This is a genomic window from Aminobacter sp. SR38 (assembly GCF_014843375.1).
Classification (GTDB): Bacteria; Pseudomonadota; Alphaproteobacteria; order Rhizobiales; family Rhizobiaceae; genus Aminobacter; species Aminobacter ciceronei.
On the sequence record NZ_CP062120.1, the window covers coordinates 59,788 to 82,954 of the forward strand.

Consider the following 23,167-nt stretch of genomic DNA (forward strand, 5'->3'; position numbering starts at 1 on the left):
TTGTTTGGAGGCCACGAAATCTACAGTTCGTTTGTGTAAAAAAGGATATTTAACATGGCCTGGATTTCAATAATTCCGCTAATCGTTGTTCTCATACTGCTGTTCCGCCAGCGGAACATGGTTGTCGCGGCGGCGGCTGGTGGATTGCTCGCGATCGTTATGGCGTACTTATTTCGGGATCACCTCCCGCTCGTTCAAGAGACCGTAAACGGAGAAACCCGGGTCGTCATCCTTGATCTCAAGAGGGCGTTCTACCGGTTCTCATCAACCATTCCGACCATGCTCTCGTTTACGTCCCCCATTGTCAACGCCTCCGCTGCGGCGATGGTCGCGGCCTTCGGAGGTTTCGCGGCCCTCCTTGAGATAGCCCGACGTCGGCTGAACGGTCGGATGGAACTGCTGGCTGCTTTTGTGGTCATGCTTCAGGCTTTCGCCACCTACACGGCGGGGCTCGGCGCCGGGAACACTGTCATCACCGCTCCGCTCATCGCGGCGGCAGTTGGAGCTACGCCGGGCGTGATCATTGGGATGGCAATCGCCACGGCAGGTGCCTTCACCACCAGCCCCTCGTCGGCAGAGTCCGCGCTCACCAGCCGCCTTGCTGGTCTGAGTGATGTTGGACCGTATGTTGCTGATATGCGTGCGTTCTTCCTCCTCGCTGTAGCGATCGGTATGGCCATCGCCTGGTGGGATGTTCGCCGCCGCAAGGGTGCCTTCGTTCCCGGCGACGACATCAAGGCAACTGAAGGCGCCCCAACCCTCACTGATGATTTTGGTGTGACGCTGGCGACACCCGCGCGTCAGTTATGGGCCCGTGCGACTCCCGCACTTTGGCTCCTCGGTGCAGTGGTGTTGGGTCGCCCTCTGAATGATCTTTTCGTAGCGTGGGGTCTGCCGCAGTTCTTCTCACCTATGGTCTACATCAGCATTACCGTGGTCCTTGTCTTCCTAATGCGACTCGGAACCATCGACTCCGCCGCGCAGAAGTTCATCGAAGGCGGGAGCTTCATTTTGGTGCGACTCTTCGCAGTGGGTCTCTTCCTGGCCTTCGTCAATATGATCAGCGATATCGGCGCCTTCCAGTTGATTGCCAAAGCGGCGCTCCAGGTTCCAAAGGAGTTTGTTGTGTCTGTCGCGGCGCTGGTCGGATTCCTCATTGCGATTCCGGCGGGCGCATATGCCGTCGCCGTGATGGGGTTGATCGGCCCAGCGCTGGGCGCGGCAGGTTTCACCCCGCTCCAGCTTGGCTTTGTGATGATGGCCATCGGCATGGGCACGCAGATGAGCTGGAGCCAGCTCAATGTGGCCTCCCTCAGCTATGGGTTCAAGGTCAGCATCTCGCGCATCGTCCGCATCAACGCGCCTGGCGTCATAGCCATGGCGCTATTGCTTGCAGGCCTTGCATATATCTTCGGTTAAGCATCTCAGCCACATATAGGAAAAAGCAATGTCAATCGTCGTAGAAGTTCGTCGTAACACTTATCAGGACTCAGTCACCCTCATGCGCCTGTCCAGCGATCTCCTCGCTGAGGACGGTGTCACCAATGCGTCGATCATGATGGGCACCGCTGGAAATATCGAGATCATGCGCGAGGGCGGACTTGATGCCCCCGCCCTGAATGACGCTAGACCTACCGATCTGGTCATCGCCATCGTCGCAGCCTCCGAGGACGCCGCTCGGACGGCGATCGAGAAGGCAATCGCCGCGCTCAACACCGATGCATCCACTGCCAGCGATGGGGGTGGCGCGCAGAAGCGGGCAATCTCATCTGTAATGGGGGCGGTTGTCGAAGGTGTGAACCTGACCCTCATCTCCGTGCCTGGCGAGTACGCCGCCGCCGAAGCCATGAAGGCGCTCAAGGCCGGCATGCACGTCCACCTCTTCAGCGACAACGTTTCGGTGGAGAAGGAGATCGCTCTCAAGGACGTTGCTATAAGCAAAGGCTTGCTTATGATGGGCCCTGATTGTGGTACCGCCATCATCAATGGCGTTCCCGTGGGGTTCGCCAATGCAGTACGACGTGGACGCATCGGCGTGATCGCCGCCTCAGGAACGGGAGCTCAGGAAGTGACCTCGCTCATCCATGAACTCGGCTCGGGCATCTCGCAGGCCTTCGGTACCGGTGGTCGCGACCTCTCGAGTGCCGTCAAAGGGCGCATGGCGCGCTTCGCGTTGAAAGCGCTGTTGGATGATGACATGACCGACGTGATCGTCTTGATCTCCAAACCGCCTGCCCCTGAGGTAGCTGCCTCTATTCTTGATACAGCCAAGGGGACGTCGAAGCCAATTGTCGTCTGCTTCCTCGGAGGAGACTCGAAGATGGTTCGCGACCACGGGCTGATTCCAGCGGAAACGCTGGAAGACGCTGCGCGTCAGGCGGTGCGCGCCGAAACAGGATCCGATACTGGTTCGCGCTACGCGCCTGCGCCGACCCTGCCGAAGCTATCGAAAGAGCAGAAATATGTCCGAGGACTCTTCTCCGGAGGAACCTTCTGCTACGAAGCGCTCCTCCTCCTTCGTGAATTCGTGGGCGATGTCTCGTCCAATACACCTATCAACAAGCAGATGAAGCTCAAGAACAACAACATCAGCACCGGGCACGTCTGCATCGACTTCGGTGAAGATGAGTTCACGGTTGGACGGCCCCACCCGATGCTCGACTTCCGGTTCCGGAACGATCGGATCGTTCAGGAAGCGCGAGATCCCGAGACAGCAGTCATTTTGCTGGATCTGGTACTCGGCTACGGCGCGAACGCCAACCCCGCAGGTGCTTTGATGCCAGCAATCCGAAAAGCAATGGAAGTCGCCCGTGCTGAAGGTCGCACGCTTCCAATCGTCGCATCGGTCTGTGGAACGAGTGACGATCTCCAGGGGCTAGAACAACAGGAGGCCGCCCTTCGCGAGGCTGGCGTCACCATCCTCTCAAGCAATGCCCAGGCGAGCCGCTTTGCCGGAAAAATCGCCCAAGTCGCCCAGATCACTCAGAAATAAGGAGCCCATTCATGTCATCAATCCGTGATCTCATACAGTCCGATCTAAAAATCGCGAACCTCGGACTGCCTTCATTCCGTGACGATCTCGAGGCCGCAGGCGCCAGCGTCATATCGATCGACTGGTCTCCACCCCTCTCCGGCGACGTTGACGCTGGATGGTCGCTGGCGACCATGATGTCTGGCGACGACATCGGCGATGCCATCGATGCCGCCAACAAGGTTGCACTTGAGCGTGTGCTCGGTGCGGAGCCCATGTGGCTTGATTGCCTCCCCGCCAGAGATGCCCTCGTGGGCATGACCGACCGCACCATTCTTCACTCTGGCCCGCCGGTCGCATGGGAAGACATGGCGGGGCCGATGCAGGGAGCTATCATCGGCGCCATGCTCTTCGAGGGGCTTGCCCCAGACGACGTAGCCGCACGCAAGATGTGCGAGCAAGGAGCCATCGAGTTCTCGCCGTGCCATCACCTCAACGCAGTCGGTCCCATGGCCGGTGTGATCTCTGCGTCGATGCCGGTTCTGGTTATCGAGGATGCCAACGGCGGCAATCGCGCCTTCAGCAATCTCAACGAGGGTCTCGGCAAGGCGCTGCGGTTCGGAGCGTACGGAGAGGACGTGCTCTCCCGTCTCGCGTGGATGCGGGACGTGCTGGGTCCGGCGCTCTCGGTCATTGCCCGCGCGCTTGGCGGCGTCAACCTCAAGTCCATCACCGCGCAAGCGCTGCAGATGGGCGATGAGTGCCACAACCGGAATCAGGCGGCCACATCACTTCTCTTTCGGGAGATCGTGCCTGCCCTGGTCCGAAGTGACTTCCCGAAGGATCAGATCCCCGATGTGCTGGATTTTATCGCCGGCAACAACCATTTCTACCTGAACTTCTCGATGGCTGCGGCAAAGGTCGCACTCATGGCGGGATCCAACGTCCCGAACAGCAGCCTGGTCACTGTCATGGCCAGGAATGGCGTCGAGTTCGGCATCCAGATGAGCGGTACCGGCAACCAGTGGTTCACCGGTACGGCCCAGATGGTGAAGGGGCTCTACTTCCCCGGATTCGGCGAAGACGATGCCGCCCCCGATCTTGGCGACAGCGCCATTACGGAAACCATGGGCATCGGTGGATTCGCCATGGCGGCAGCGCCGGGCATCGTGCAGTTTGTCGGGGGAACCCCAGAGACAGCCAAGCAATACACCCGGGAGATGTACGAGATCACGCTGGGACGAAATCCCACATACTCACTCCCGCCGCTTGGATTCATCGGCACACCAACCGGGATCGATGTTCGGCTTGTCGCCGACAAGAACATCCTGCCGCTCATCAATACAGGCATCGCCCACAAGGATGCCGGGGTTGGCCAAATCGGTGCCGGCCTTGTCTCTCCACCGATCGAGTGCTTTGCGTCCGCTTTGGCCGCACTCGCCGATCAGTTTGTTTCCGCGAAATAGTCTGTTCATATTCAACACAAGGAGTCCATCATGCAAGCGCAAGTTTTTCGAGTTCCAATGAGTAATCCAGCCGATGTTAGTGGCGTAGCCAAGCTCATCGATGAGGGAGTGATCCGTGCCGAAGAGGTCGTCTGCGTTCTCGGCAAGACCGAAGGCAACGGCTGTGTCAATGACTTCACGCGTGGCTACACCACCCTCGCGTTCAAGGTCTACTTCTCCGAGAAACTGGGCGTGTCCCGGCAAGAGGTCGGCGAGCGCATCGCTTTCATCATGTCCGGCGGTACCGAAGGCGTCATGGCGCCTCACTGCACCATCTTCACCGTGCAGAAGACGGACAACAAGCAGAAGACCGCCGCTGAAGGCAAGCGACTTGCCGTTCAGCAGATCTTTACCCGCGAGTTCCTGCCGGAGGAGATCGGCCGCATGCCGCAGGTCACGGAAACAGCCGACGCTGTTCGCCGCGCCATGCGCGAAGCCGGCATCGCGGATGCATCCGATGTCCACTTCGTTCAGGTCAAGTGCCCACTGCTCACTGCCGGCCGCATGCATGACGCTGTCGAGCGCGGGCATACGGTTGCCACCGAAGATACCTATGAGTCCATGGGCTACTCCCGCGGCGCATCCGCGCTTGGTATCGCCCTGGCCCTCGGGGAAGTCGAGAAGGCCAACCTCAGTGATGAAGTTATTACCGCAGACTACAGTCTCTACTCCTCGGTTGCCTCAACTTCGGCGGGTATCGAGTTGATGAACAACGAGATCATCGTCATGGGCAACAGCCGCGCATGGGGTGGTGACCTCGTCATCGGCCACGCCGAGATGAAGGACGCCATCGACGGTGCAGCGGTCCGGCAGGCCCTGCGCGACGTCGGGTGCTGCGAGAACGACCTGCCGACCGTCGACGAGCTCGGCCGCGTGGTCAATGTATTTGCCAAGGCTGAAGCCTCCCCGGACGGTGAGGTTCGTAACCGCCGCCACACGATGCTGGACGATTCGGACATTAACAGCACGCGCCATGCGCGAGCGGTCGTCAATGCAGTTATCGCTTCGATCGTGGGAGATCCCATGGTTTATGTCTCCGGCGGCTCCGAGCATCAGGGCCCCGCCGGTGGCGGTCCCGTTGCAGTTATCGCGCGCACAGCTTAATAGAGGAAGGATACCTATGTCAAAACTTGCCGTCGTTGCAATCGGTGGAAATGCGCTTCTCATTGAGGGCCAAAAGGGCACTATTGCGGAGCAAATAGAGAACGCGCTGGACATGGCCCGTCAGCTAGCCAAAATGATCAAGCTTGGGTGGCGTGTCATCGTCACCCACGGAAACGGACCACAGGTCGGTTTCATTGTGCTCCGGTCGGACCGCAGCGCCGATGTTCTTCCCAGGTTGCCGCTTGATATCTGTGTCGCAGACAGCCAGGGCGGTATCGGCTACATCGTCGTCGACGCCCTGCAAACGGCGATGACTGAGCTTGGGTTGGACGCCACGGCTACTGCGGTGCTCACCCGCTGTGTCGTGGATACGGCCGACCCCGCTTTCGAGAACCCAACCAAGCCCATCGGACCGTTTATGTCACAGCACGAAGCTGAACAGCATCGCGACGAGGATGGCTGGCACATCGTTGAGGATGCCGGACGCGGCTACCGCCGTGTTGTCCCCTCGCCCAAGCCAACGAAGGTGCTGGAGTTGAATGCGATCAAGACCCTCGTTTCGGCCGGGCATCTCGTCGTCGCAGCCGGCGGTGGCGGAATCCCGGTGGCCGAGATCGGGGATGGTTTTTACAAGGGTGTTGAGGCCGTGATCGACAAGGACCTTACGTCCGCTCTGTTGGCAAGGGAGCTTGGCGCCGATCTTCTTCTGATCTCCACCGGCGTGCATCAGATCAGCATCAACTTCAAGAAGCCGGACCAGCGCGCCCTTGAGCAAATGACGCTCGCAGAGGCTCGGAAGTACATGGCGGAGGGACAGTTTCCTCCTGGCAGCATGGGCCCCAAGGTGGAAGCTGCGATGCGCTTCCTCGAGGGTGGATCCAGGGGCAAGGTTCTTATCACCAGTCCGGAGTCGGTCATCGACGCGTTGGACGGCAAGACCGGCACCTGGATGATGGCCTAACTTGTCTTGAATGCCGCTCAACGTCCATTTAGCTTGTGAGAGATGTCAATGGAAACCCATAGTTATGTAGACGTCGCAATTCGTAACGCGCGTCTTGCCGATACGGAGGGAATTGTCGATATTCTTATTCACGATGGGCGCATTGCGTCCATCGTGAAGTCGACAAAAACAAAAGGATCGGTGGAGATCGATGCTCATGAGGGTCTGGTCACTTCCGGCCTGGTAGAGCCTCACATCCATCTCGATAAGGCCCTGACGGCAGATCGGGTTCCCGCAGGAAGCATTGGCGACCTTCGAACGCGACGAGGCCTTGAGATGGCAATTCGGGCCACCCGTGATATCAAGCGTACGTTCACGGTTGAAGATGTTCGAGAACGGGCCATACGTGCGGCCCTGATGGCATCCCGTGCGGGAACCACCGCATTGCGGACACACGTCGATGTCGACCCGATTGTCGGCCTCGCAGGTATCCGTGGTGTCCTTGAGGCGCGTGAAGTCTGCGCGGGATTGATCGATATCCAGATCGTCGCCTTCCCTCAGGAGGGACTCTTCTGCTCTGTGGGGGCCGTGGACCTCATGCGGGAGGCGATCAAACTGGGCGCGGATGCCGTCGGCGGCGCACCCGCGCTGGATGATCGCCCGCAGGACCATGTCCGAGCCGTTTTTGACCTTGCTGCTGAGTTCGGCCTGCCCGTAGACATGCACGTCGATGAGTCCGACCGGCGGGAAGACTTTACGCTTCCCTTTGTGATTGAAGCTGCCCGTGAACGGCGTGTGCCCAATGTGACCGTCGCGCACATCAGCTCGCTGTCCGTACAGACGGATGACGTAGCACGGTCGACCATTGCCGCCCTTGCGGACGCCGATGTTTATGTCGTGGTTAATCCGATCATTGTCAAAATTACGCGGCTGAGTGAATTACTCGATGCCGGAGTCTCCGTAATGTTTGGCTCGGACAACCTGCGGGATCCGTTCTATCCGCTCGGAGCGGCGAATCCCCTTGGATCAGCCATTTTTGCCTGTCAAATTGCCGCGCTGGGAACACCGCAAGATCTCAGACGGGTATTCGATGCGGTCACCATCAACGCTGCCCGCATGCTGGGATTCCCCTCACTTTTAGGCGTCGTGGAAGGGGCAGTCGCGGATCTCGCAGTATTCCCATCGGCGACGCCCGAGGAGGTTGTTCTGGATCAACAGTCTCCGCTCTTCGTACTCAAGGGCGGACGTGTCGTTGCCATGCGATTGGCCGCTGGATCAACGTCGTTCCGCGACTACTCATGAATATTGATATTATGCATTTTCGTACTTGTACTTTAATTGAAAGCGCTGAATGGTCGACACCATGAAAATGCCCACTACACCCCTGCTGGATAGTCCGGAAACTGGTTCGCCAAAATGCATAAAGAAGTCGAGTGCCGGAGAGCAGATCCGGACAGGTTCAGGATTCAAGCTGAGTCATAATCTGGACGGTTCGATGAGGGTTTTGATCTTTCAACCACGGCGATCATCTGATCAATCCAAAATAACTTCAAAGACGATGGCGGTTACATGCGAACGATAAACTTAAGGTGCTTTCCGCATGGCGGTCTTGCGGCACTTGTTGTCTTGATGGGGCTTTTGATGACCTCGAGTGGCGCTTTCGCGCAAAAATCGGCTGCATTTCTTTTGCCGGGAAGCATCAACGATCAGAGTTGGAATTCGGAAGGCTTCAAAAGCACCGAAAGGTTCAAGGAGTTGGGTTGGAACGTTACTTACTCCGAAAACGTTCAAGCTGCAGATATGGTTGAAAGTATGCGTCAATATGCCCGGAAGGGAGTTGATGTTGTGGTTGGACATTCGGGTCGCTTTCTCTCAGCGGCTCAGCGGGTCGGGCCGGAGTTCCCGAAAACGCTATTCCTAATCGGATCAGGAGCCACCGGTTCGGGGAAGAATGTTGCATCAATTGAGTACGACAACGCACAGTTCGGCTACCTAATGGGCGTTCTTGCTGCTCGCATGTCCAAGACAAACAAGATCGGTGCTATTAGCGGCCTTGAAGGGTTACCTACCGTGACGGCGCAAGTTGGCGCCTTCCGAAAGGGCGCAATAAGTGTACGACCGAATATCGAAGTAAAGGTTATCTATCTGCAAAGCATGGAAGACCCGACAGCTGCGAAGGAAGCGGCGCTATCGCTGATCACGCGCGGTGCTGACGTAGTTTCTGGAAAACTGAATGCTGGTCAAGCCGGGCTCATCAAAGCGGCGAAGGAAAGAGGTGTTTTTGTTACAGGGCGTTCGCTGGGGCACACACAGATTGCGCCGGAGGCTGTGCTCGCAAATGTCGTCGAAGAATGGCCGGAGATGTATGCCGCAGCCGTTCAGCAAAACAAGACAGAAAGTGTTGGCGGCAAGTATCTGATTTATGGCTTGGGAAGCAGCGGAACAACCGGTGCACGTTTACGCTATTCGAAAGAACTCGAATTCAACCCGGCGGTTCCCGCCTCAGTGGTTGGCGAACTGGAAAAGATCAAAAAGCAGTTGGCGTCAGGCCAGCTGAAGATCAACGTAACACGCCAAGATGCACGCGGTGGAATCTGATCCTCGCGTCCCCGCCAAATTGGAGAATCTGATGTTGGAAATGCGTGGTATCTGCAAGGACTACGGTTCGCTACGCGCAGCGCGCGGCATTGATGTCAAAGTTGGACGAGGACAGATTTTGGGCCTACTCGGCGAAAATGGCGCTGGCAAAAGCACGCTGATGAAGATTCTTTTCGGCATCGTGCGACCAGATGCAGGAAAGATCTTTTTCAAAGGGCGTGAGCTGACCGGACACACGCCGAAGGACGCGATTGCCGTCGGCATCGGCATGATCCATCAGCACTTTATGCTGGTCGACGCGATGACGGTAACTGAAAACGTCATGCTAGGGTGGAATGAATTGGGTCATCCAGTGCGCGCTCAGCAATGCGCCAAACTAATCGTGGACGCAAGTAGAACTTACGGGTTGGAGGTCGATCCTGACGCGAAGGTCGGGCAACTTAGTTACGGCAGCCGACAGCGAGTAGAGATTGTGAAGTCGATTATCCGTGGCGCCGATCTCCTTGTGCTTGATGAGCCGACATCGAACTTGAGTCCCCCGGAAGTTAAGCAACTTCTCGACGTCATGCGACAGCTTCGAGAACAGGGAAAGTCGGTTATTTTCATTTCGCACAAGCTTGGTGAGATTTTGGAGGTCTGCGACGACATCGTCGTGCTGCGGGACGGGAAAGTCATCGGCCAATGCGCCGCAAAATCCGCAACCAAAACGAGTTTGGCTCAGATGATGGTCGGACGGGAGGTGCCACCACCGATAAGGCGTGTAGAGCGCGCGCTCGGACCGGAGGTTCTGACTGTGAAAGGATTGTCACAACGTGGCGCCAGCGGTGTCATGAAACTCACCGATATCAACCTGTCTTTGCATGCTGGAGAGATCGTCGCTATCGCAGGCATTGACGGTAATGGTCAGGCTGATTTCGTGAACGTACTCGCTGGCTTGAAGAGTTCAGATCAGGGCAGCATATTGTTGGATGGTCGTGATATCACCCGCGCCAATGTTCGATTTCGACTCTCTTCTGGCATTTCTTATATCCCGGTGGATCGGATTCACACTTCCCTGGTGCCAAGCATGTCGGTCGAAGAAAACCTTGCCCTTCGGGATTTTTTTAATCCGCCGTTTTCCCGTCACGGCTTACTCGACTTTTCTGCTATCCGCTCGTCTGCAGTTCGAAGAATTGGACAGTTCGGGATCAACGTCGCCAGATCGACCACACCGGTGCAAACTTTGTCGGGCGGCAATCAACAAAAAATTGTCCTTGCGCGCGAGATTGGACGCAGCCCAAAAGTGCTGATCGCACACCAGCCTACGTGGGGCTTGGATCCGGGTGCCACACGGTTTGTCATCGACCAGGTGCTGGCATTGCGAGATGCGGGCGTGGCGATACTCTATCTATCCACCGAATTGGATGAAGTTCTGATTTTGGGTGACCGAATAGCCGTTATCTGTGCAGGACGGCTGTCGGAGGCTGTGCCTCGGGAACAGGTAGATGTCACCGAAATCGGCTTGGCGATGGCCGGAACCACAGCGCTCCGGCCGGCTCAAGTAGCGGAATTAGTATGACTGCACCTCGCAAAGAAAGCCACACCACCAGCACGGATGTTGCGCTTCCGGTCGTCAACCGCGCGACCGGCGTGTTGAGTGAGATCTTCGGTTCGGACGGTCTGCGAACCATGTTGCTTGTACTCATTGCGGTCTTGCTTGCTTTTGCAATAACCGCAGTGTTGATTGCGATTTCCGGCAAGAATCCTTCAGCCGCCTATTGGGCGCTGCTGAATGGCGCTTTCGGCTCGACGGATCGGATTGCGTTTGGACTCAACAGGAGCACGCCTTATATTCTCACCGGGGTCGGAGTTGCCCTTTGCTTTCGCGCAAAGGTCATCAACATAGGCTCAGAAGGACAGATTGCCGTTGGAGGACTGGCATCGACCTCGGTCGCGCTCTACTTCCCCGATATGCCGCTCGTATTAATACCTGCTGCGGTCGTCGCGGGAGCAGTCGGCGGCGCTGCGTGGGCAGGGATCGCCGCGGTCATCAGCGTCAAACGCGGCGTTCACGTCGTTTTGACGACTCTGCTGCTCAATTTTGTCGGTCTGCTGTTTGTTGGTCATTTGCTGCACGGCGTATTGGGCGACCCGGGGGCCGGTTTCCCGCAGTCACCCATTCTCACGGAAATGGCTTGGCTTCCCAAATTATTGCCAGGGACGGACTTGCATATCGGCATCGTCGCTGCAGTCCTTGCCGTGGTCGTTGGACATTTTGTCTTGTGGCGAACAACTTTCGGGTTTCGCTTACGCCTGATAGGAGAAAGCCATGCTGCTGCGGATTACGCAGGCGTGTCCAGGTCGCAATGTACGTTCACCATCATGATGATTGCGGGCGCTTTGGCGGGCGTTGCTGGCAGCATTGAAATTATGGGGATTCATTACCGTCTGATCGAGGGTTTCTCGCTTGGATTCGGATTCAGCGCCGTTGCCGTGGCTCTTTTGGCGGCTACAAACCCTATTGCCGTGCTGCCAGCGGGCCTGTTCCTCGGCTTCCTAGAGGCCGGCGCTCTGTCTATGCAGCGCGAGGTGGGTGTCCCTTCTTCGTTGGTTTTTGTCATCGTGGGGTTGACCATGGTTTTTGTATTGAGTTCAATCGGCATGAGTACGCGCCTTCGCAGGGTGTAGGTGATTTATGGATGGCAATCTTTTAATAGAGTTTCTCGGAGCGTCAATTCGCGTAGCGACCCCGCTTCTCTTTGTGGCAATTGGCGGACTCATCTCTGAGAAAGCCGGGACTTTTGCCGTGGGCATCGAGGGAATGATGCTGGCAGGGGCGTTTGGTGGCGCAGTCGCGACGATGTCGCTCGGAAGTTCTGGCGCAGGCCTGATTGTCAGCGCCGCAAGTGGCGCTGCGCTTGGGCTCATTGTTGCTATTGCAACTGCAAAGTTCCATGCAGACCAGATTGTGACCGGGTTGGCCGTAAATATCCTCGCACTCGGCCTTACAAGTTTTCTGCTGCGTGGCCTATTCGGAGGTACTGCCCCCGTCGTTCAGTTCGAGACCTTGGCAATTTTGCCAATCCCATATCTAGCGGATTTGCCGATCATCGGCCCGATCCTGTTTCGACAGCCTGCATTGGTCTATGCGGCCCTTGGTCTGGCAGTCGCTGTACATTTTTTCTTGAAGACAGGTAACGGGCTCTTGCTGCGCGCGACAGGGGAAAATCCAGACGCTGCGTTTGCGGTCGGCGCAGATCCGGTGCGAATTCGTATCCTGGCGATAGTCGTCGGTGGCGCTTTTGCAGGTTTAGGGGGGGCCGTACTCAGCCTGCAGGAGGTTGGAACTTTCACCGATGGAATGACCAATGGGCGTGGATTCATCGCTCTCGCGGCCATTATCGTTGGGCGCTGGATGCCGCTTGGCACTGTAATTAGCTGTTTGATGTTTGGGGCAGTCGCGGGGCTTGAATTGCTCGTGCAAGGATGGGGGCTGCCGGTCAGTTCCTACGTCATCCAGATGACGCCCTATTTCGTTGCATTGGCGATTCTCGCCGCCATTGGCCGCGGTGCGCAAGCGTCCGCGGCGATTGGCTTACCCTTCGTTCGTCATTAAACCAGCAATGAAGTCTGAAAGCGTTGCCGCGCGTTAGCCCGGTGCAATGATTGCAGCATGATCTCCGCCGTCGGACCCTTGGTGCTCATGCAGGATGTCGTCTGCCTTGGGGTGATCTGGTGAACGTAACCTCGCACGAGGTATAGTTTTGCTGGTTCAGAATACAAAATGTTGAGGGTGCAATGATGACTTTGGTGCACACAGGCAGAGAACCGCACACCGGAACGGTTGCAGGCAAGCCACTGCATGTGATGGCCGCCTTGAGCGCCGACATGGTGTTCATGCGCTCGCTTAGCAGCGTAGGCTTCGGCGGCCGAGTGCATAGCGTCTTCAAGCGAGTTATCAACATCGAGCTTTCGGGTGGCGGATTGTTTACGCTGGCCAGTTGCGATCTTGATAACGCACCCGACACCATCATTGTCGACAGCGCAGACTTCAGTGAGATCCACGTCGCTGCGCGCCAGCGGGTGAGTACCGTCGGAAATCTGATGCACGTCGGCCCCTTCTTGGACGTACGATTCAGAGATGTCAAGGGCTGGAGCGGCGAGTTACCGCGGTATCCCGCCGACGCTTCGCTGCTCCGACGCAATCTCCACGCACTAACTGTTTATCTCAAATGCGCCGCTGATGCGGGCGGCATGCTGCGTCTTCTAGCCGGTGGCAGCACTTTCGAGCATGATGTATCGGCGGCGCTGGCGGCTCGTTCGGGTCGCCTGTGCAATGCGCTGCTGCGCCGGAACATCGATGACGCCCGTATACATGCGAAGTCGATGATCGGTCTCGGGCCCGGACTGACGCCGTCAGGCGACGACTACCTAGTCGGCCTTTTCGCGGTCCTGAATGTCTTGCGCAGCCCAAGTCAGACCTTGCGCTGCGAATGTCTGGAAATGATCGTCGGGGCCGAGTTTGCCACCAACGCGATTAGCTACGCGGCGCTGTCGAAGGCGGCAACTGGTCGCGTCCGCGCCATCATCAGCGAACTGATTGAACGACTGATGCACGGTACCGAAAACGATTTTCTCGCGCCCTTGGCGCGCGTCTTGGCTATCGGCTCCACATCCGGAAGCGATATCGTCGCGGGCATCGTATCCGGTCTGCGCCTGCAGCTAGAGTTCGAGCAGACCGTGCAGCCGACCGCCGCAGATCCGAAGTGATGACGCCGACCAATGGGATGACCGCCCCCCACCTCAGCGGCATCGCGATGTGCCAATGTGGAGGTGTTTACCCACCCACTTGAACCGACAGGAGCGTCCAACATGAAGGTTCACGATTTAGATCGCCACACTAACAGGCAACACCACTGGTTTTTGGCTGAGAGCTACGAACTTTGGGCTGCTGCCGGTTTCAAAGACACTTTGTTAAGGTGGTCGATGAAACAGGAGATAGCAAATGGCAAAGAGAAGGCAATTCAGCCGGGAATTCAAGGTTGAAGCTGTTCAGTTGGTAACTGAACGCGGAACGGATAGGAAATTCAACCGCATGAGGCCAAGTATGGCACGAGTTTTGGGCCTCGAAACACGTTCGGCCAAGGAAGGTTGAGCGCTCGCTTGCCGCTCAATGGCAAGAGCTTGGGAGGCAGTATGCATTTGGGCCTGGCGCGCGTGCAGCTGCTTCCCCGCAGCGATGGATACCGCCGCTTCACTGGGTCACCAATTGACGCGCTGGTCTACCTCGTCGGGTTGAGCTGCCAGATCCCAATCCGGCTCGCCTTGCGCACCATCATCCACCGGCGCGTCGCAGCCCTCCCACAGCGGTGGCCCGCGTGCCGGGGTGATGTGCGGGGGGGCAGACTCCACCCCGATGTGGTTCAGGATGTGGCGGATTTCGGCGCTGTGGGTGATGAAGGCAATGATGCGCATCTGCCCACCGCACATGGGGCACAGCAGCGGAAATGCCTCGTAGATGCGGGCAATCAGCACCGCCCACAAGTAATGCGCCGCTCGCTTCGGGCGTGCTTCAGGTTCGGGTGTGGGTGTGGCCGCGTTGCCCGGCGCCGCCACCCCAGGTACGCCCGCGCCAGGTTGTGCAGTCTCCACCGTGGCTGGTTGCGACGCAGCAGGCTGGGCCAGCGCCGTTACCGCCGCTCTCAGCGGCGAGTTTGGTGCCAGCACACCAAAGTAGCGGTGCCGGTGGGTGCGTGGCGGTGGCACCAGCGCGGCGATGCGGTCGATCAGTTCCAGCGGTGTGAGGTGCAGCTCATCTGCCTTGGCACCACGCTTGTCACTGGTGGGCTCGCTGCGCTGTTTGGCACAGCGGTACACCAGTTTGCTTCCCTCTTTGCGTAGGCGCTCCATGGAAAACGGTGGACGCGCGCAATAGCGCAGCAGCCGCTCCAGCGCAGCGCGGTCGTGGGCTTCGATGCAGACACCGGCGTCCACCGAGAAGCCGCTGTGTTTGTAGCCCAGCATGTCTTTGGCGTCACAGTTCTCCAGCAGGCCCCGAGCAACGAAGGCGCGCAGGATGCGTTTTTGCAGTGTGGTCTGCACTGGGGCCACGGTAGCCGCATCGATGCCGGTGGCCGCGTGAAGATGACACCCGGCGATGAGATTCGAGGGGTCGCATCAGCATCGCCCTCGCCCTCCACTTCCTCAAACACCCCGTCCACCACACAAACGTGGAAGTGGACGTGTTCATTGAGGCTGGAGCCGAATCGGTGAATGAAGGCGATGGCACCGATGTGCAGGCCTGCCTTGTCCATATGGGCCGCACCGGGGCTGTGGGTCTGCAGAGTTTGTGCGATCACCCGCAGAAAGATGCGCAGCACCATGCTCAGCACCGCTCCGTCGCGTTGCATGAAGTACCGCAACCTCTTGGGCACGGAGAGCACCCACTGGCGCACCGGCAGGCGGGGGAATACGTGATCGTTCAGGTGCGCTGCTGTCTCCACCATGCGCCGGGTGGTGCACGAGGGGCAGACTCCCCGGCCTTTGCAGGAGAAGGCTACAAAGTAGTCGTGCCCACAGTCGCCGCAGCGAGCGCGGGCAAAGCCATGGGCAAAGATGCCGCACTCAAGATACTTGGCAAACGCTTTGCGCACGAAGGGCTTGGGGGTGTGGTGGTCGCCCTGGCCGTCGAACTGACCCGCGCTGGCCAACTCTAGCCAGGTCTCGTAGTGCTCGGCTACCGTTTGGTACAGCAGCGTGCGTTCGGGGTGGCGTGGGTTGTAGAGCTTGGGCTTGGAAGTGGCTGACATGAATGCTGTACAAATGCACAGTATTCTGCGGCGATTGTTTGGGTACGCAAAGCACAAGGCCCGAACCGTCGCCAGTTCGGGCCTTGTCAGGGTAGCTTGGCTGCGGACTTACTTGCGCGCAGGCGGCACATCCGTGCAGCTGCCATGCGCCACTTCCGCCGCCATGCCGATGCTCTCGCCCAGCGTCGGATGCGGGTGGATGGTCTTGCCGATGTCCACTGCGTCCGCACCCATCTCGATAGCCAGCGCGATCTCTCCGATCATGTCGCCCGCGTGGGTGCCGACCATGCCACCGCCCAGGATCTTGCCGTGGCCCCGGCCAGCATGGCCGTCTCCTGATCCTGCTTCGGGGCTGTCGTCGAACAGCAGCTTGGTGAAGCCTTCGTCGCGGCCGTTGGCAATGGCGCGGCCCGAGGCCGTCCAGGGGAACAGGCCCTTCTTGACCTTGATGCCTTGGGCCTTGGCCTGGTCTTCCGTCAGGCCCACCCAAGCCACTTCAGGGTCGGTGTAGGCCACGCTTGGGATCACGCGGGCGTTGAAGGCGGCGCTTGCCAGCTCTTTGTTGCCTTGCAGTTCACCGGCAATCACTTCTGCCGCCACGTGTGCCTCATGCACCGCCTTGTGCGCCAGCATGGGCTGGCCCACGATGTCGCCGATGGCAAAGATGTGCGGCACGTTGGTGCGCATCTGGATATCGACGTTGATGAAGCCACGGTCCGTGACGGCCACGCCAGCCTTTTCAGCGGCAATCTTCTTGCCGTTGGGCGTGCGGCCCACGGCCTGCAGCACCAGGTCGTACACCTGGGGTTCGGGGGTGGTGCCGCCCTCTTCCGCTGGCGCGAATGTGACCTTGATGCCTTCAGGTGTGGCCTCGGCACCCACGGTTTTCGTCTTCAACATGATGTTGTCGAAGCGCTTGGCGTTCATCTTCTGCCAGATCTTGACCAGGTCGCGGTCGGCGCCCTGCATCAGGCCGTCCATCATTTCCACCACATCCAGGCGTGCGCCCAGGGTGCTGTACACCGTGCCCATTTCCAGGCCGATGATGCCGCCGCCCAGGATGAGCATGCGTTTGGGCACGCCGCTGAGCGCCAGCGCGCCGGTGGAATCGACCACGCGCGGGTCGTTGGGCATGAACGGCAGGCGCACGGCCTGGCTGCCAGCGGCGATGATGGCGCGCTTGAAGGCGATGACCTTCTTGGTGCCCGTCTTCTCCTGGCCCGTGCCGGTGGTTTCTTCCACTTCGAGGTGGTTGGCGCCGACAAAGGCACCGTAGCCGCGAACGGTGGTGACCTTGCGCATTTTGGCCATGGCGGGGTCTCCTCGTTTTCAGTGCAATAAGTGACGGTACGCAAAGCTAGCACTGGCGCGGGGGTGGTCTGGGTAGACCGTTGATTTCATTGACTTTCCTGTTCGCTTTGTAAACGGGTATGGTGGCCTCCCACTTTTGAGGTTCACGATGCAGGGTTGGCACACAACGTTTTTGGGGATGCGTGGGCTCCCCCGCGATATCAGCGACTTCGAGATGAAGGCATTTTTCACCTTCGATGGTGCCGAGCGCGACGCAATCAATGCACGCCGAGGTGATTCCCACAAGCTTGGTCTGGCGCTCCATATTGGTTTCCTGCGCATGAGTGGGCGTTTGCTCGGTGCCTTTCGGGTAATTCCAGTAGCCTTGTGGCGCCACCTTGGCAACGAGCTTGGCATTGCAGCACCAGAAGTCGCCTCGCTGAGAGCCATGTATGAACGCGGGCGCACGCTATTCGATCACCAACAAGTAGCCTGCACGGGGAATTTGTCCATGTTTAGCCGCTAAATCGGAAGAGCCGGCCTACTCGGCCGACCCCTCGCGTGAAGTGTTGAAAGACACCGTGCGGGGCACGTAGCCGGCCACCGACACGCTGCGAGCTGCTGCGGCCGCTGGGGCGGCCTGCTGGGGTGCTGGTGCCGGCCTGGCCGCCGGCGTCGCCCGCTGGGCCACCGTCGCGGGCTGGCTGGGCGTCGAGGGCGTGGCCCCGGCCTTCGTCACGTCAAGCGTGACGAACCGAGCTTCGAGCCAATCGGCCCACTTCGACGCCTTGCGCATCAAGTCGGCCCGGTACACCGCGTTGTACTGCGGCGTGCGCGAGTGGTAGTTCGCCGCCTTCGTCCAGAGGTCGCCCTTGTCGTTGCGGATGTGCATCCGCAGCCGCCAGGCGGCCAGGTCGAACGAGTAGCAGCCGGCAGCCGCCACATCGTTCGCCGTGATGCCGTATCGGGCCAGGTCGCCCAGGTACGCGGTGTTGAACTGCATCGGGCCAACGTCATGCGTGCCATTCGAGTTGCGCACCCACTGGCCCGGCTTGCCGCCCTCTTTCTCGGCGACGGCCAACACGATGTTGACCGGCACCTCGTACTTGACGGCGGCCGAGATCGAGCAGACGACGCGCTCCTGGAGCTGCGGCGGCAGATCGGCGAAGAACGGCATGCCCTCCCCTCCCTCAGTTCAGCCAGGACTGGCGGCGGCGCTCTTCGTCCTCGCGCCGGATGCGTTCGTTGTACTCGGCCAAGGCGCGGTCATAGTCGCGCGCTTCGACCCAATACCCGCCCCGCTCTGGCGTCCCGACATAGCGCGGCAGCGTGCCGCTGCTGGCGAAGTCGGTGTAGGCGTGGCCGGTGTAGGCCCCGCAGTAGTCAGGCAACTGGTTGCTGATGTACGTGCGCCCATCGTCGTAGCCGCCCGTCCACATCACCAACGTCGAGTTCAGCGACTGCGCGTCGCACCGGCCAGCGCCGCGCGAGATCGCCGACACGAGCGACTGCATTTCCGGCGTCTGGCTCGCCACCGGGCAAAGCTGGAGGAAGTTCAGGCGGGCGCGGATCGTGTCCGACAGCTTGCGCTTCGTGATGTTGAAGTACCGCGACAGCGACGGCGTGCATTCGCTCGGGCGCGTGCCCGACGACAGGCACAGGATCGCCTCGCAGGCCAGGCGCGTGTCGCCGGTCAGCACGTCTTGCGCGCTGGCCGTGCCGGCGGTCGATCCGAGGGCTGCCACGAGGGCGGCCAGGGCAAACAGTTTCTTCTTCATGGTTGGACTCTCCTTGGTTACGCAGTTGTGCCGTCGCGGCCTTGCTCGCGGTTGGCGAACGCAGCTACTTCGGACTCGGGATCGGCATCGGCAGGGCCGCCTGCCAGGCTGTTGTCGCCGAAGCTCGGCGCGGGCTGCTGGTCGGGCACGTCGATGTTCTCGGCCGTGCCGCTTCCTTGCGCCTTGATCGCGGCGGCGATCTTTCCGCCAGTGGTGTCGGCGATCCGCTCGGCTGCGGCTTCGCGCAGGCTCGCGGCTTTGGCCTTGGCAACATCGGCGGTTCCCTTCGCCAAGTTCGCGCCGGCGTCGGCGGCGATGCGGCCGGCCGTGCCGAGGGCCGATGCGGCCGATGCGAGCAAGCCGGGGCCGGTGCTGCCCGGTGCGGCCTGCTGCCCTTGCCCTGCCCCGCCGGCGGGCTTGGGTTCGTTCTTGGCGGCCTTGTCGGCACTGCTGCCGGTGCTGGCCGTCGAGCTGCTGCCCTGGCCGCCGGCGTCGGCTTTGCCGCCGCCCTTATCGCCGCCCTTCGAGCTGCCCGAGCTGCTGCCGGTCGAGGGGCTGCCGCCACCCGACGAAGAGCCACCGCCGGAGCTGCCGCTAAAGCCCGCAGCCTGAGCGAAGGGCGTGCTGCCGGTGCCGGCGTCGCCGCCGCCGCCCGCACCGCCGCCCGAGCTGCCGCCGCCCGAGAAGGCCGACATAACGTCCGTGCCTGCCGACACGTTCTCATTGGCCTTCGAGAAGGCGGCCATGACGGCAGAGGCACCACCGGCGGCCGAGGCTGCGCCGGCGGCCAGAGCGGCGCCGCCGGTCGCGGCCGCTGCTGCTGCCATGCCTGCGGCACCCAACGCAGCACCTGCACCGAACTGGCCGATGCCGGCACCGCCCACGCTCGCGCCGGTGATGATCCCGGCGATGAGCGGCGGAATCTTGTTGACCAACGCCAAGAGGATGATGACGACGATCAGCATCACGCCCATTTCCTTGAGGCTGATGCCGGCGCTCATGCGCGAGTAGTAGTCATCGAGGAAGGTCTTGCCGATGCCCACCAGGAGCACCATTGCGAAGAGCTGCGCGGCCACGCCCAGGACGACCTTGTAGTAGTTGATCGCCATGTCGGAAGTCCAGCGCGAACCACCGAAGCCGAGGAAGAACACGCCGCCGTAGGCGAGCACCCAGCCCGACGCGAGCAGCAGAAGCATATTCACACCGACCAGGGCCAGGATGACCAGGATCGCCACGGCCATGAGGATGCCGGCCATGCTGTCCACCGGCGACCACACCGAGGACTGATCCATCACCTTGTCGAAGATCGCAAAGCCCACGTCCACGATGCCCGAGGGCGACAGAGCATTGCCCAGGCCCGTCGCGTTGCCGGCGAGCTGCCGCAACGACGCATAGATGGACGAGGCGAAGTTAGGGCCGTTGGTTAGCGCCCACCAGAAGAAGCCGGTAAAGATCGTGAAGCGGACGAACTCCGCGAAGAACTCGCCAATGTCGGCCTTGCGCAAGGCCATCATGCCGAACGTCCAGACCATCGAGATCACAACCAGCGTCCAGAAGAGCCAGGTTGCGGCCGTGGTGATGACACCGGCCCAGCCGCTCGCGGCGGCCTGGTAGCGATCCAGCACGCTATCGAACACGCCGGCGTTGTCGATGGCCGCGTGGGCATCGACCGCGAAGAACGCCAGCCAGACGAACAGCGGCAGGGCGAGGGTTTTTAGATTGGCTGGCATTCTCATCGTCAGCACCTCACCATTCGCGTTTCGGGCTGGGCTTGAAATCCCCACCACGACGCAAGCACAGCGACGAAAAGCCTGCTGGACGCCCTTGTCCTCGATCTTGGCGATGTTCTCGGGCTTGCAGTTCTCGTCGTTCACTTCCGGCATGGGGGCCGTGGCCGGCTTGTTGTCGCAGCCGGCGACCAAGGCCGCCACGAGGGCGGCCGAGGCCAAGGACAGAGCCTTGATTGCTTTCATGAATCCCCCTTACCAGGTGCGCGCCGGGCTGGCCCGGTAGCTGCCCTGGCGCAGTTGTGCGGCCGCTGCCGCCTGCTGGGCTTCCTTGTCGGCGTCGGCCTGCATCTTGGTTGCCATCGCGTTCTGCTGCGCGATCAGCAGGCCACGAATCTGCAAGAGCTGGTTGGCCTGCTGGCTGGCGAGCTGGTTGGCGTAGCCGATGGCCTGCATTTGGCCCTGCGCGCCCTGCGCTGCCGATTGAAGACGCTGCAACGTCGCTGCATCGGCCGTGAGATTCGTTTGCTGCCTATCGAGGCCCTTGAACAAGGCATCGTTGGCCTTCTTCTGCGACTCGCTCGCGAGCTGGGCCACATTCCGAAGTGCTGCGCGTTCCGCGTCGGAGCACCCTGCCGCCGTAAAGCACGGCGAGTTCTTGTAGTAGTTCACGTCCTGGAACTTGCCGATGTAGCTGTCCAGGCTGCCGAGTTGGGTCTTGTAGTAATCCAGCGTGTTGACCGCGTTCATCAACCCGTTGATGGTCGATTGCGCCTGATCCCAGATATACGCGGCCGGGGCCATCGTGTTCTGGAGTTGGTTTTGATACTGCTGGAGCTGGGTGCTGTACTGCTCAATTTGCTTGAGCGTCTGGGCCACCGATTCGATGGCCGTCATGATGTTCTGCGACAGGTTGGTGCCGTCGATGACGGGGATGCCAGCCTGCACAGGTGTGACCGCCAGCGTGCTCGAAACAGCAATGACGAGGGCCAATTTAGCGGCTAAAAACTTCGGCTTCATGGTGCTTTTCTCCTATGGCGTTAGTAATCGAAGGAACGGTACGGCTTGGAAAACGTCATGTCCTTCGTGACCACGACGTTGAAGCGATACCCCGGCCGAATTTCCAGCGTCGGCGAAATGCTCAGGTTCTTGGCGATGAGTTGCGCCGTAACCTGGCCGAGCTGCTGGCCGAGGGCTTCGCTTAGGGCACTGCTGGCGCTCGGTGCGCCATAGGTGTTTGTGGCCTGGTTCTGGCGTTGGCTGTAGGTGATGCCTGCTGTCACGCCGGACATGAGGAAGGCCGAGCCGAACAGGCGCACATAGTGGTTGTTCACCTGGTCGTGGAAGCCCGCGTATCCCGCGCTGTCCGCGCCTGGCATCGCGCCAATGTCCATCGCCTTGCCATCGGGGAACACGATGCGTTGCCACGCAACCAGCACGCGCGCTTGACCGTAGGCCACGTCGCTCGAATACGAGCCGACGAGGCGCGATCCCTGCGGGATCAACAGGTGCTTGCCGGTCGGTGTGTCGTACACGTCCTGCGCGACCTGGGCCATGATTTGGCCCGGCAGATCGGAGTTGATGCCCGAAATGAGCGTGGCCGGCACGACGAAGCCCGCGCGCAGCTCGAACGGTGTGCGCGGCGCTTCCGGCTGCGAATCCAGCTTCCAGCGGTCGCCCTGCCCACCTTGGCCGAACTGCGCCATGCTGTTGCGCCCGCCGCCGCTGGTCGAGGTTTGCAGGAGCTGCGGCGCACCGCCCGCGCCCATGCCGCCGGCGGCCGGAGCCGCGCCGCCACCACCGACGCCCATGCCGCGAATCTGCGCCAGGCGTGCTTGATAGGCGGCGGTCGGATCGTTGCTGCGCTGCGCGTCGATTTGCTGCTGCACCGCTGCGATGCGGTTCAGCATTTCATCGCGCGTCTGCGGCGTGCCGGTGTAGGTGCTCGGGCCACCCGGCGCGGAGCCGTTGCTACGCGGGGCATCCACGCGCACGGTGGTCTTGGCCTTCACGGCTTCGCCGAACATCTGCATCTTCGCCATGCGGATGCGCTGGGCCTCGTCGTCGTTCACCGGCTGGCCCGGGTTGCCGGGGTTGGCCGGCGGGGCCGGCGGCGCGTCCGGGTTGGACGGCCGCGCGATCTCCAGCGGAGCCGACGCCGGGCCGGTCGGCATGTCGGGCACCTTGAGCGGGCTTGCCGGCTCGATCAAGCCGCCGGTCTTGTCGCCTGCGATCTCCTTGGCGAACATCGACGTGTTGCCGGCCTTCTCCTTGGGGCCGTCCGCCGGCGCGTTCTGCTTGGCCGCGCGATCCGCCGCGACCAGGGCCATGACCAGCACGAACGACAGCAGGACGCCGCCGAGGATGTACATGGGCATGTTGTTGACGCGACGGACGCCCGCCTTCTTGGACACTTCGCCAGGCGAAGCGTCAGGTGCCATCTGATCGGCGTTTTCTGTCATGGCG

General features: G+C 60.4%; 17 protein-coding genes and 3 pseudogenes. 13 read left to right on the forward strand and 7 right to left on the reverse strand.

The window, feature by feature from the left end:
- Positions 1-54: 54 nt before the first annotated feature.
- The 12 genes from IG197_RS35345 to IG197_RS35400 all read left to right on the forward strand — a co-directional run bounded on the left by IG197_RS35345 (position 55) and on the right by IG197_RS35400 (position 14,143).
- Positions 55-1,419 carry a hypothetical protein gene (locus IG197_RS35345; protein WP_021442838.1) on the forward strand — a complete coding sequence of 455 codons (1,365 nt, stop codon included), beginning with the start codon at positions 55-57 and terminating at the stop codon, positions 1,417-1,419.
- A gap of 28 nt (positions 1,420-1,447) precedes the next feature.
- Positions 1,448-2,992 (forward strand): acyl-CoA synthetase FdrA, encoded by a 1,545-nt coding sequence (gene fdrA, locus IG197_RS35350; protein WP_021442837.1) that lies wholly within the window; start codon positions 1,448-1,450, stop codon positions 2,990-2,992.
- Positions 2,993-3,012: 20 nt separating this feature from the next.
- Complete coding sequence (locus tag IG197_RS35355) at positions 3,013-4,437, forward strand: DUF1116 domain-containing protein (protein ID WP_371746638.1); 1,425 nt, start codon at positions 3,013-3,015, stop codon at positions 4,435-4,437.
- 30 nt (positions 4,438-4,467) lie between these two features.
- The gene (locus IG197_RS35360) at positions 4,468-5,580 is read left to right on the forward strand and encodes a ring-opening amidohydrolase (protein ID WP_031302833.1); all 1,113 of its coding nucleotides are present in this window, start codon (positions 4,468-4,470) and stop codon (positions 5,578-5,580) included.
- Between the two features lie 16 nt (positions 5,581-5,596).
- Entirely contained in the window at positions 5,597-6,541 is a 945-nt protein-coding gene (arcC, locus tag IG197_RS35365; protein ID WP_032489968.1) for a carbamate kinase, read from the forward strand.
- 48 nt (positions 6,542-6,589) lie between these two features.
- Positions 6,590-7,822: an amidohydrolase family protein gene (locus IG197_RS35370; RefSeq protein WP_177342878.1), complete on the forward strand. Its 1,233-nt coding sequence runs from the start codon at positions 6,590-6,592 to the stop codon at positions 7,820-7,822.
- Between the two features lie 267 nt (positions 7,823-8,089).
- The gene (locus IG197_RS35375; RefSeq protein WP_032489970.1) at positions 8,090-9,118 is read left to right on the forward strand and encodes a BMP family protein; all 1,029 of its coding nucleotides are present in this window, start codon (positions 8,090-8,092) and stop codon (positions 9,116-9,118) included.
- Between the two features lie 31 nt (positions 9,119-9,149).
- Positions 9,150-10,676: an ABC transporter ATP-binding protein gene (locus IG197_RS35380; protein ID WP_021443697.1), complete on the forward strand. Its 1,527-nt coding sequence runs from the start codon at positions 9,150-9,152 to the stop codon at positions 10,674-10,676.
- Complete coding sequence (locus tag IG197_RS35385; RefSeq protein ID WP_021443698.1) at positions 10,673-11,785, forward strand: ABC transporter permease; 1,113 nt, start codon at positions 10,673-10,675, stop codon at positions 11,783-11,785. The genes IG197_RS35380 and IG197_RS35385 overlap by 4 nt, the downstream gene beginning before the upstream one ends.
- A 7-nt stretch (positions 11,786-11,792) precedes the next feature.
- Positions 11,793-12,713 (forward strand): ABC transporter permease, encoded by a 921-nt coding sequence (locus IG197_RS35390; protein ID WP_021443699.1) that lies wholly within the window; start codon positions 11,793-11,795, stop codon positions 12,711-12,713.
- A gap of 182 nt (positions 12,714-12,895) precedes the next feature.
- Complete coding sequence (locus IG197_RS35395) at positions 12,896-13,867, forward strand: DUF2877 domain-containing protein (RefSeq protein ID WP_021443700.1); 972 nt, start codon at positions 12,896-12,898, stop codon at positions 13,865-13,867.
- A 102-nt stretch (positions 13,868-13,969) separates the two neighbouring features.
- The gene (locus tag IG197_RS35400; protein ID WP_156350873.1) at positions 13,970-14,143 is read left to right on the forward strand and encodes a hypothetical protein; all 174 of its coding nucleotides are present in this window, start codon (positions 13,970-13,972) and stop codon (positions 14,141-14,143) included.
- Positions 14,144-14,359: 216 nt separating this feature from the next.
- On the opposite strand, the pseudogene IG197_RS35405 reads toward IG197_RS35400, so the two are convergent.
- Together IG197_RS35405 and IG197_RS35410 are read right to left on the reverse strand one after the other, a co-directional pair.
- Positions 14,360-15,906, reverse strand: a pseudogene (locus IG197_RS35405) (IS91-like element ISPps1 family transposase).
- A gap of 108 nt (positions 15,907-16,014) precedes the next feature.
- Positions 16,015-17,229, reverse strand: a pseudogene (locus IG197_RS35410) (NAD(P)/FAD-dependent oxidoreductase); the annotation flags it as partial.
- Between the two features lie 136 nt (positions 17,230-17,365).
- Between IG197_RS35410 and IG197_RS35415 the strand changes: the two are divergent.
- Positions 17,366-17,695 (forward strand): annotated as a pseudogene (locus IG197_RS35415) (DUF4158 domain-containing protein); the annotation flags it as partial.
- Between the two features lie 42 nt (positions 17,696-17,737).
- Here IG197_RS35415 and IG197_RS35420 read toward each other — a convergent pair.
- From IG197_RS35420 to IG197_RS35445, 5 genes are read right to left on the reverse strand one after another with little or no spacing between them, the layout of a single operon-like run.
- Positions 17,738-18,373, reverse strand: a complete 636-nt coding sequence (locus IG197_RS35420; RefSeq protein ID WP_011114052.1) for a transglycosylase SLT domain-containing protein — start codon at positions 18,371-18,373, stop codon at positions 17,738-17,740.
- A gap of 13 nt (positions 18,374-18,386) precedes the next feature.
- Complete coding sequence (locus IG197_RS35425; protein ID WP_010890138.1) at positions 18,387-18,974, reverse strand: TrbM/KikA/MpfK family conjugal transfer protein; 588 nt, start codon at positions 18,972-18,974, stop codon at positions 18,387-18,389.
- 17 nt (positions 18,975-18,991) lie between these two features.
- Complete coding sequence (gene trbL, locus IG197_RS35430; RefSeq protein ID WP_246765562.1) at positions 18,992-20,947, reverse strand: P-type conjugative transfer protein TrbL; 1,956 nt, start codon at positions 20,945-20,947, stop codon at positions 18,992-18,994.
- Positions 20,948-20,956: 9 nt separating this feature from the next.
- Entirely contained in the window at positions 20,957-21,721 is a 765-nt protein-coding gene (gene trbJ / locus IG197_RS35440) for a P-type conjugative transfer protein TrbJ (protein ID WP_010890135.1), read from the reverse strand.
- A 20-nt stretch (positions 21,722-21,741) separates the two neighbouring features.
- Complete coding sequence (locus IG197_RS35445) at positions 21,742-23,163, reverse strand: TrbI/VirB10 family protein (RefSeq protein ID WP_011114050.1); 1,422 nt, start codon at positions 23,161-23,163, stop codon at positions 21,742-21,744.
- Between the last annotated feature and the right edge of the window lie 4 nt (positions 23,164-23,167).

Coding starts and splice junctions, on each gene's coding strand:
- IG197_RS35385 (WP_021443698.1), top strand. CDS start 10,673: ATGACTGCACCTCGCAAAGAAAGCCACACCACCAGCACGGATGTTGCG.
- IG197_RS35370 (WP_177342878.1), top strand. CDS start 6,590: ATGGAAACCCATAGTTATGTAGACGTCGCAATTCGTAACGCGCGTCTT.
- trbJ (WP_010890135.1), bottom strand. CDS start 21,721: ATGAAGCCGAAGTTTTTAGCCGCTAAATTGGCCCTCGTCATTGCTGTT.
- IG197_RS35345 (WP_021442838.1), top strand. CDS start 55: ATGGCCTGGATTTCAATAATTCCGCTAATCGTTGTTCTCATACTGCTG.
- IG197_RS35420 (WP_011114052.1), bottom strand. CDS start 18,373: ATGCCGTTCTTCGCCGATCTGCCGCCGCAGCTCCAGGAGCGCGTCGTC.
- IG197_RS35445 (WP_011114050.1), bottom strand. CDS start 23,163: ATGACAGAAAACGCCGATCAGATGGCACCTGACGCTTCGCCTGGCGAA.
- IG197_RS35390 (WP_021443699.1), top strand. CDS start 11,793: ATGGATGGCAATCTTTTAATAGAGTTTCTCGGAGCGTCAATTCGCGTA.
- IG197_RS35425 (WP_010890138.1), bottom strand. CDS start 18,974: ATGAAGAAGAAACTGTTTGCCCTGGCCGCCCTCGTGGCAGCCCTCGGA.
- fdrA (WP_021442837.1), top strand. CDS start 1,448: ATGTCAATCGTCGTAGAAGTTCGTCGTAACACTTATCAGGACTCAGTC.
- IG197_RS35400 (WP_156350873.1), top strand. CDS start 13,970: ATGAAGGTTCACGATTTAGATCGCCACACTAACAGGCAACACCACTGG.
- IG197_RS35380 (WP_021443697.1), top strand. CDS start 9,150: ATGTTGGAAATGCGTGGTATCTGCAAGGACTACGGTTCGCTACGCGCA.
- arcC (WP_032489968.1), top strand. CDS start 5,597: ATGTCAAAACTTGCCGTCGTTGCAATCGGTGGAAATGCGCTTCTCATT.
- IG197_RS35395 (WP_021443700.1), top strand. CDS start 12,896: ATGATGACTTTGGTGCACACAGGCAGAGAACCGCACACCGGAACGGTT.
- IG197_RS35375 (WP_032489970.1), top strand. CDS start 8,090: ATGCGAACGATAAACTTAAGGTGCTTTCCGCATGGCGGTCTTGCGGCA.
- IG197_RS35360 (WP_031302833.1), top strand. CDS start 4,468: ATGCAAGCGCAAGTTTTTCGAGTTCCAATGAGTAATCCAGCCGATGTT.
- trbL (WP_246765562.1), bottom strand. CDS start 20,947: ATGAAAGCAATCAAGGCTCTGTCCTTGGCCTCGGCCGCCCTCGTGGCG.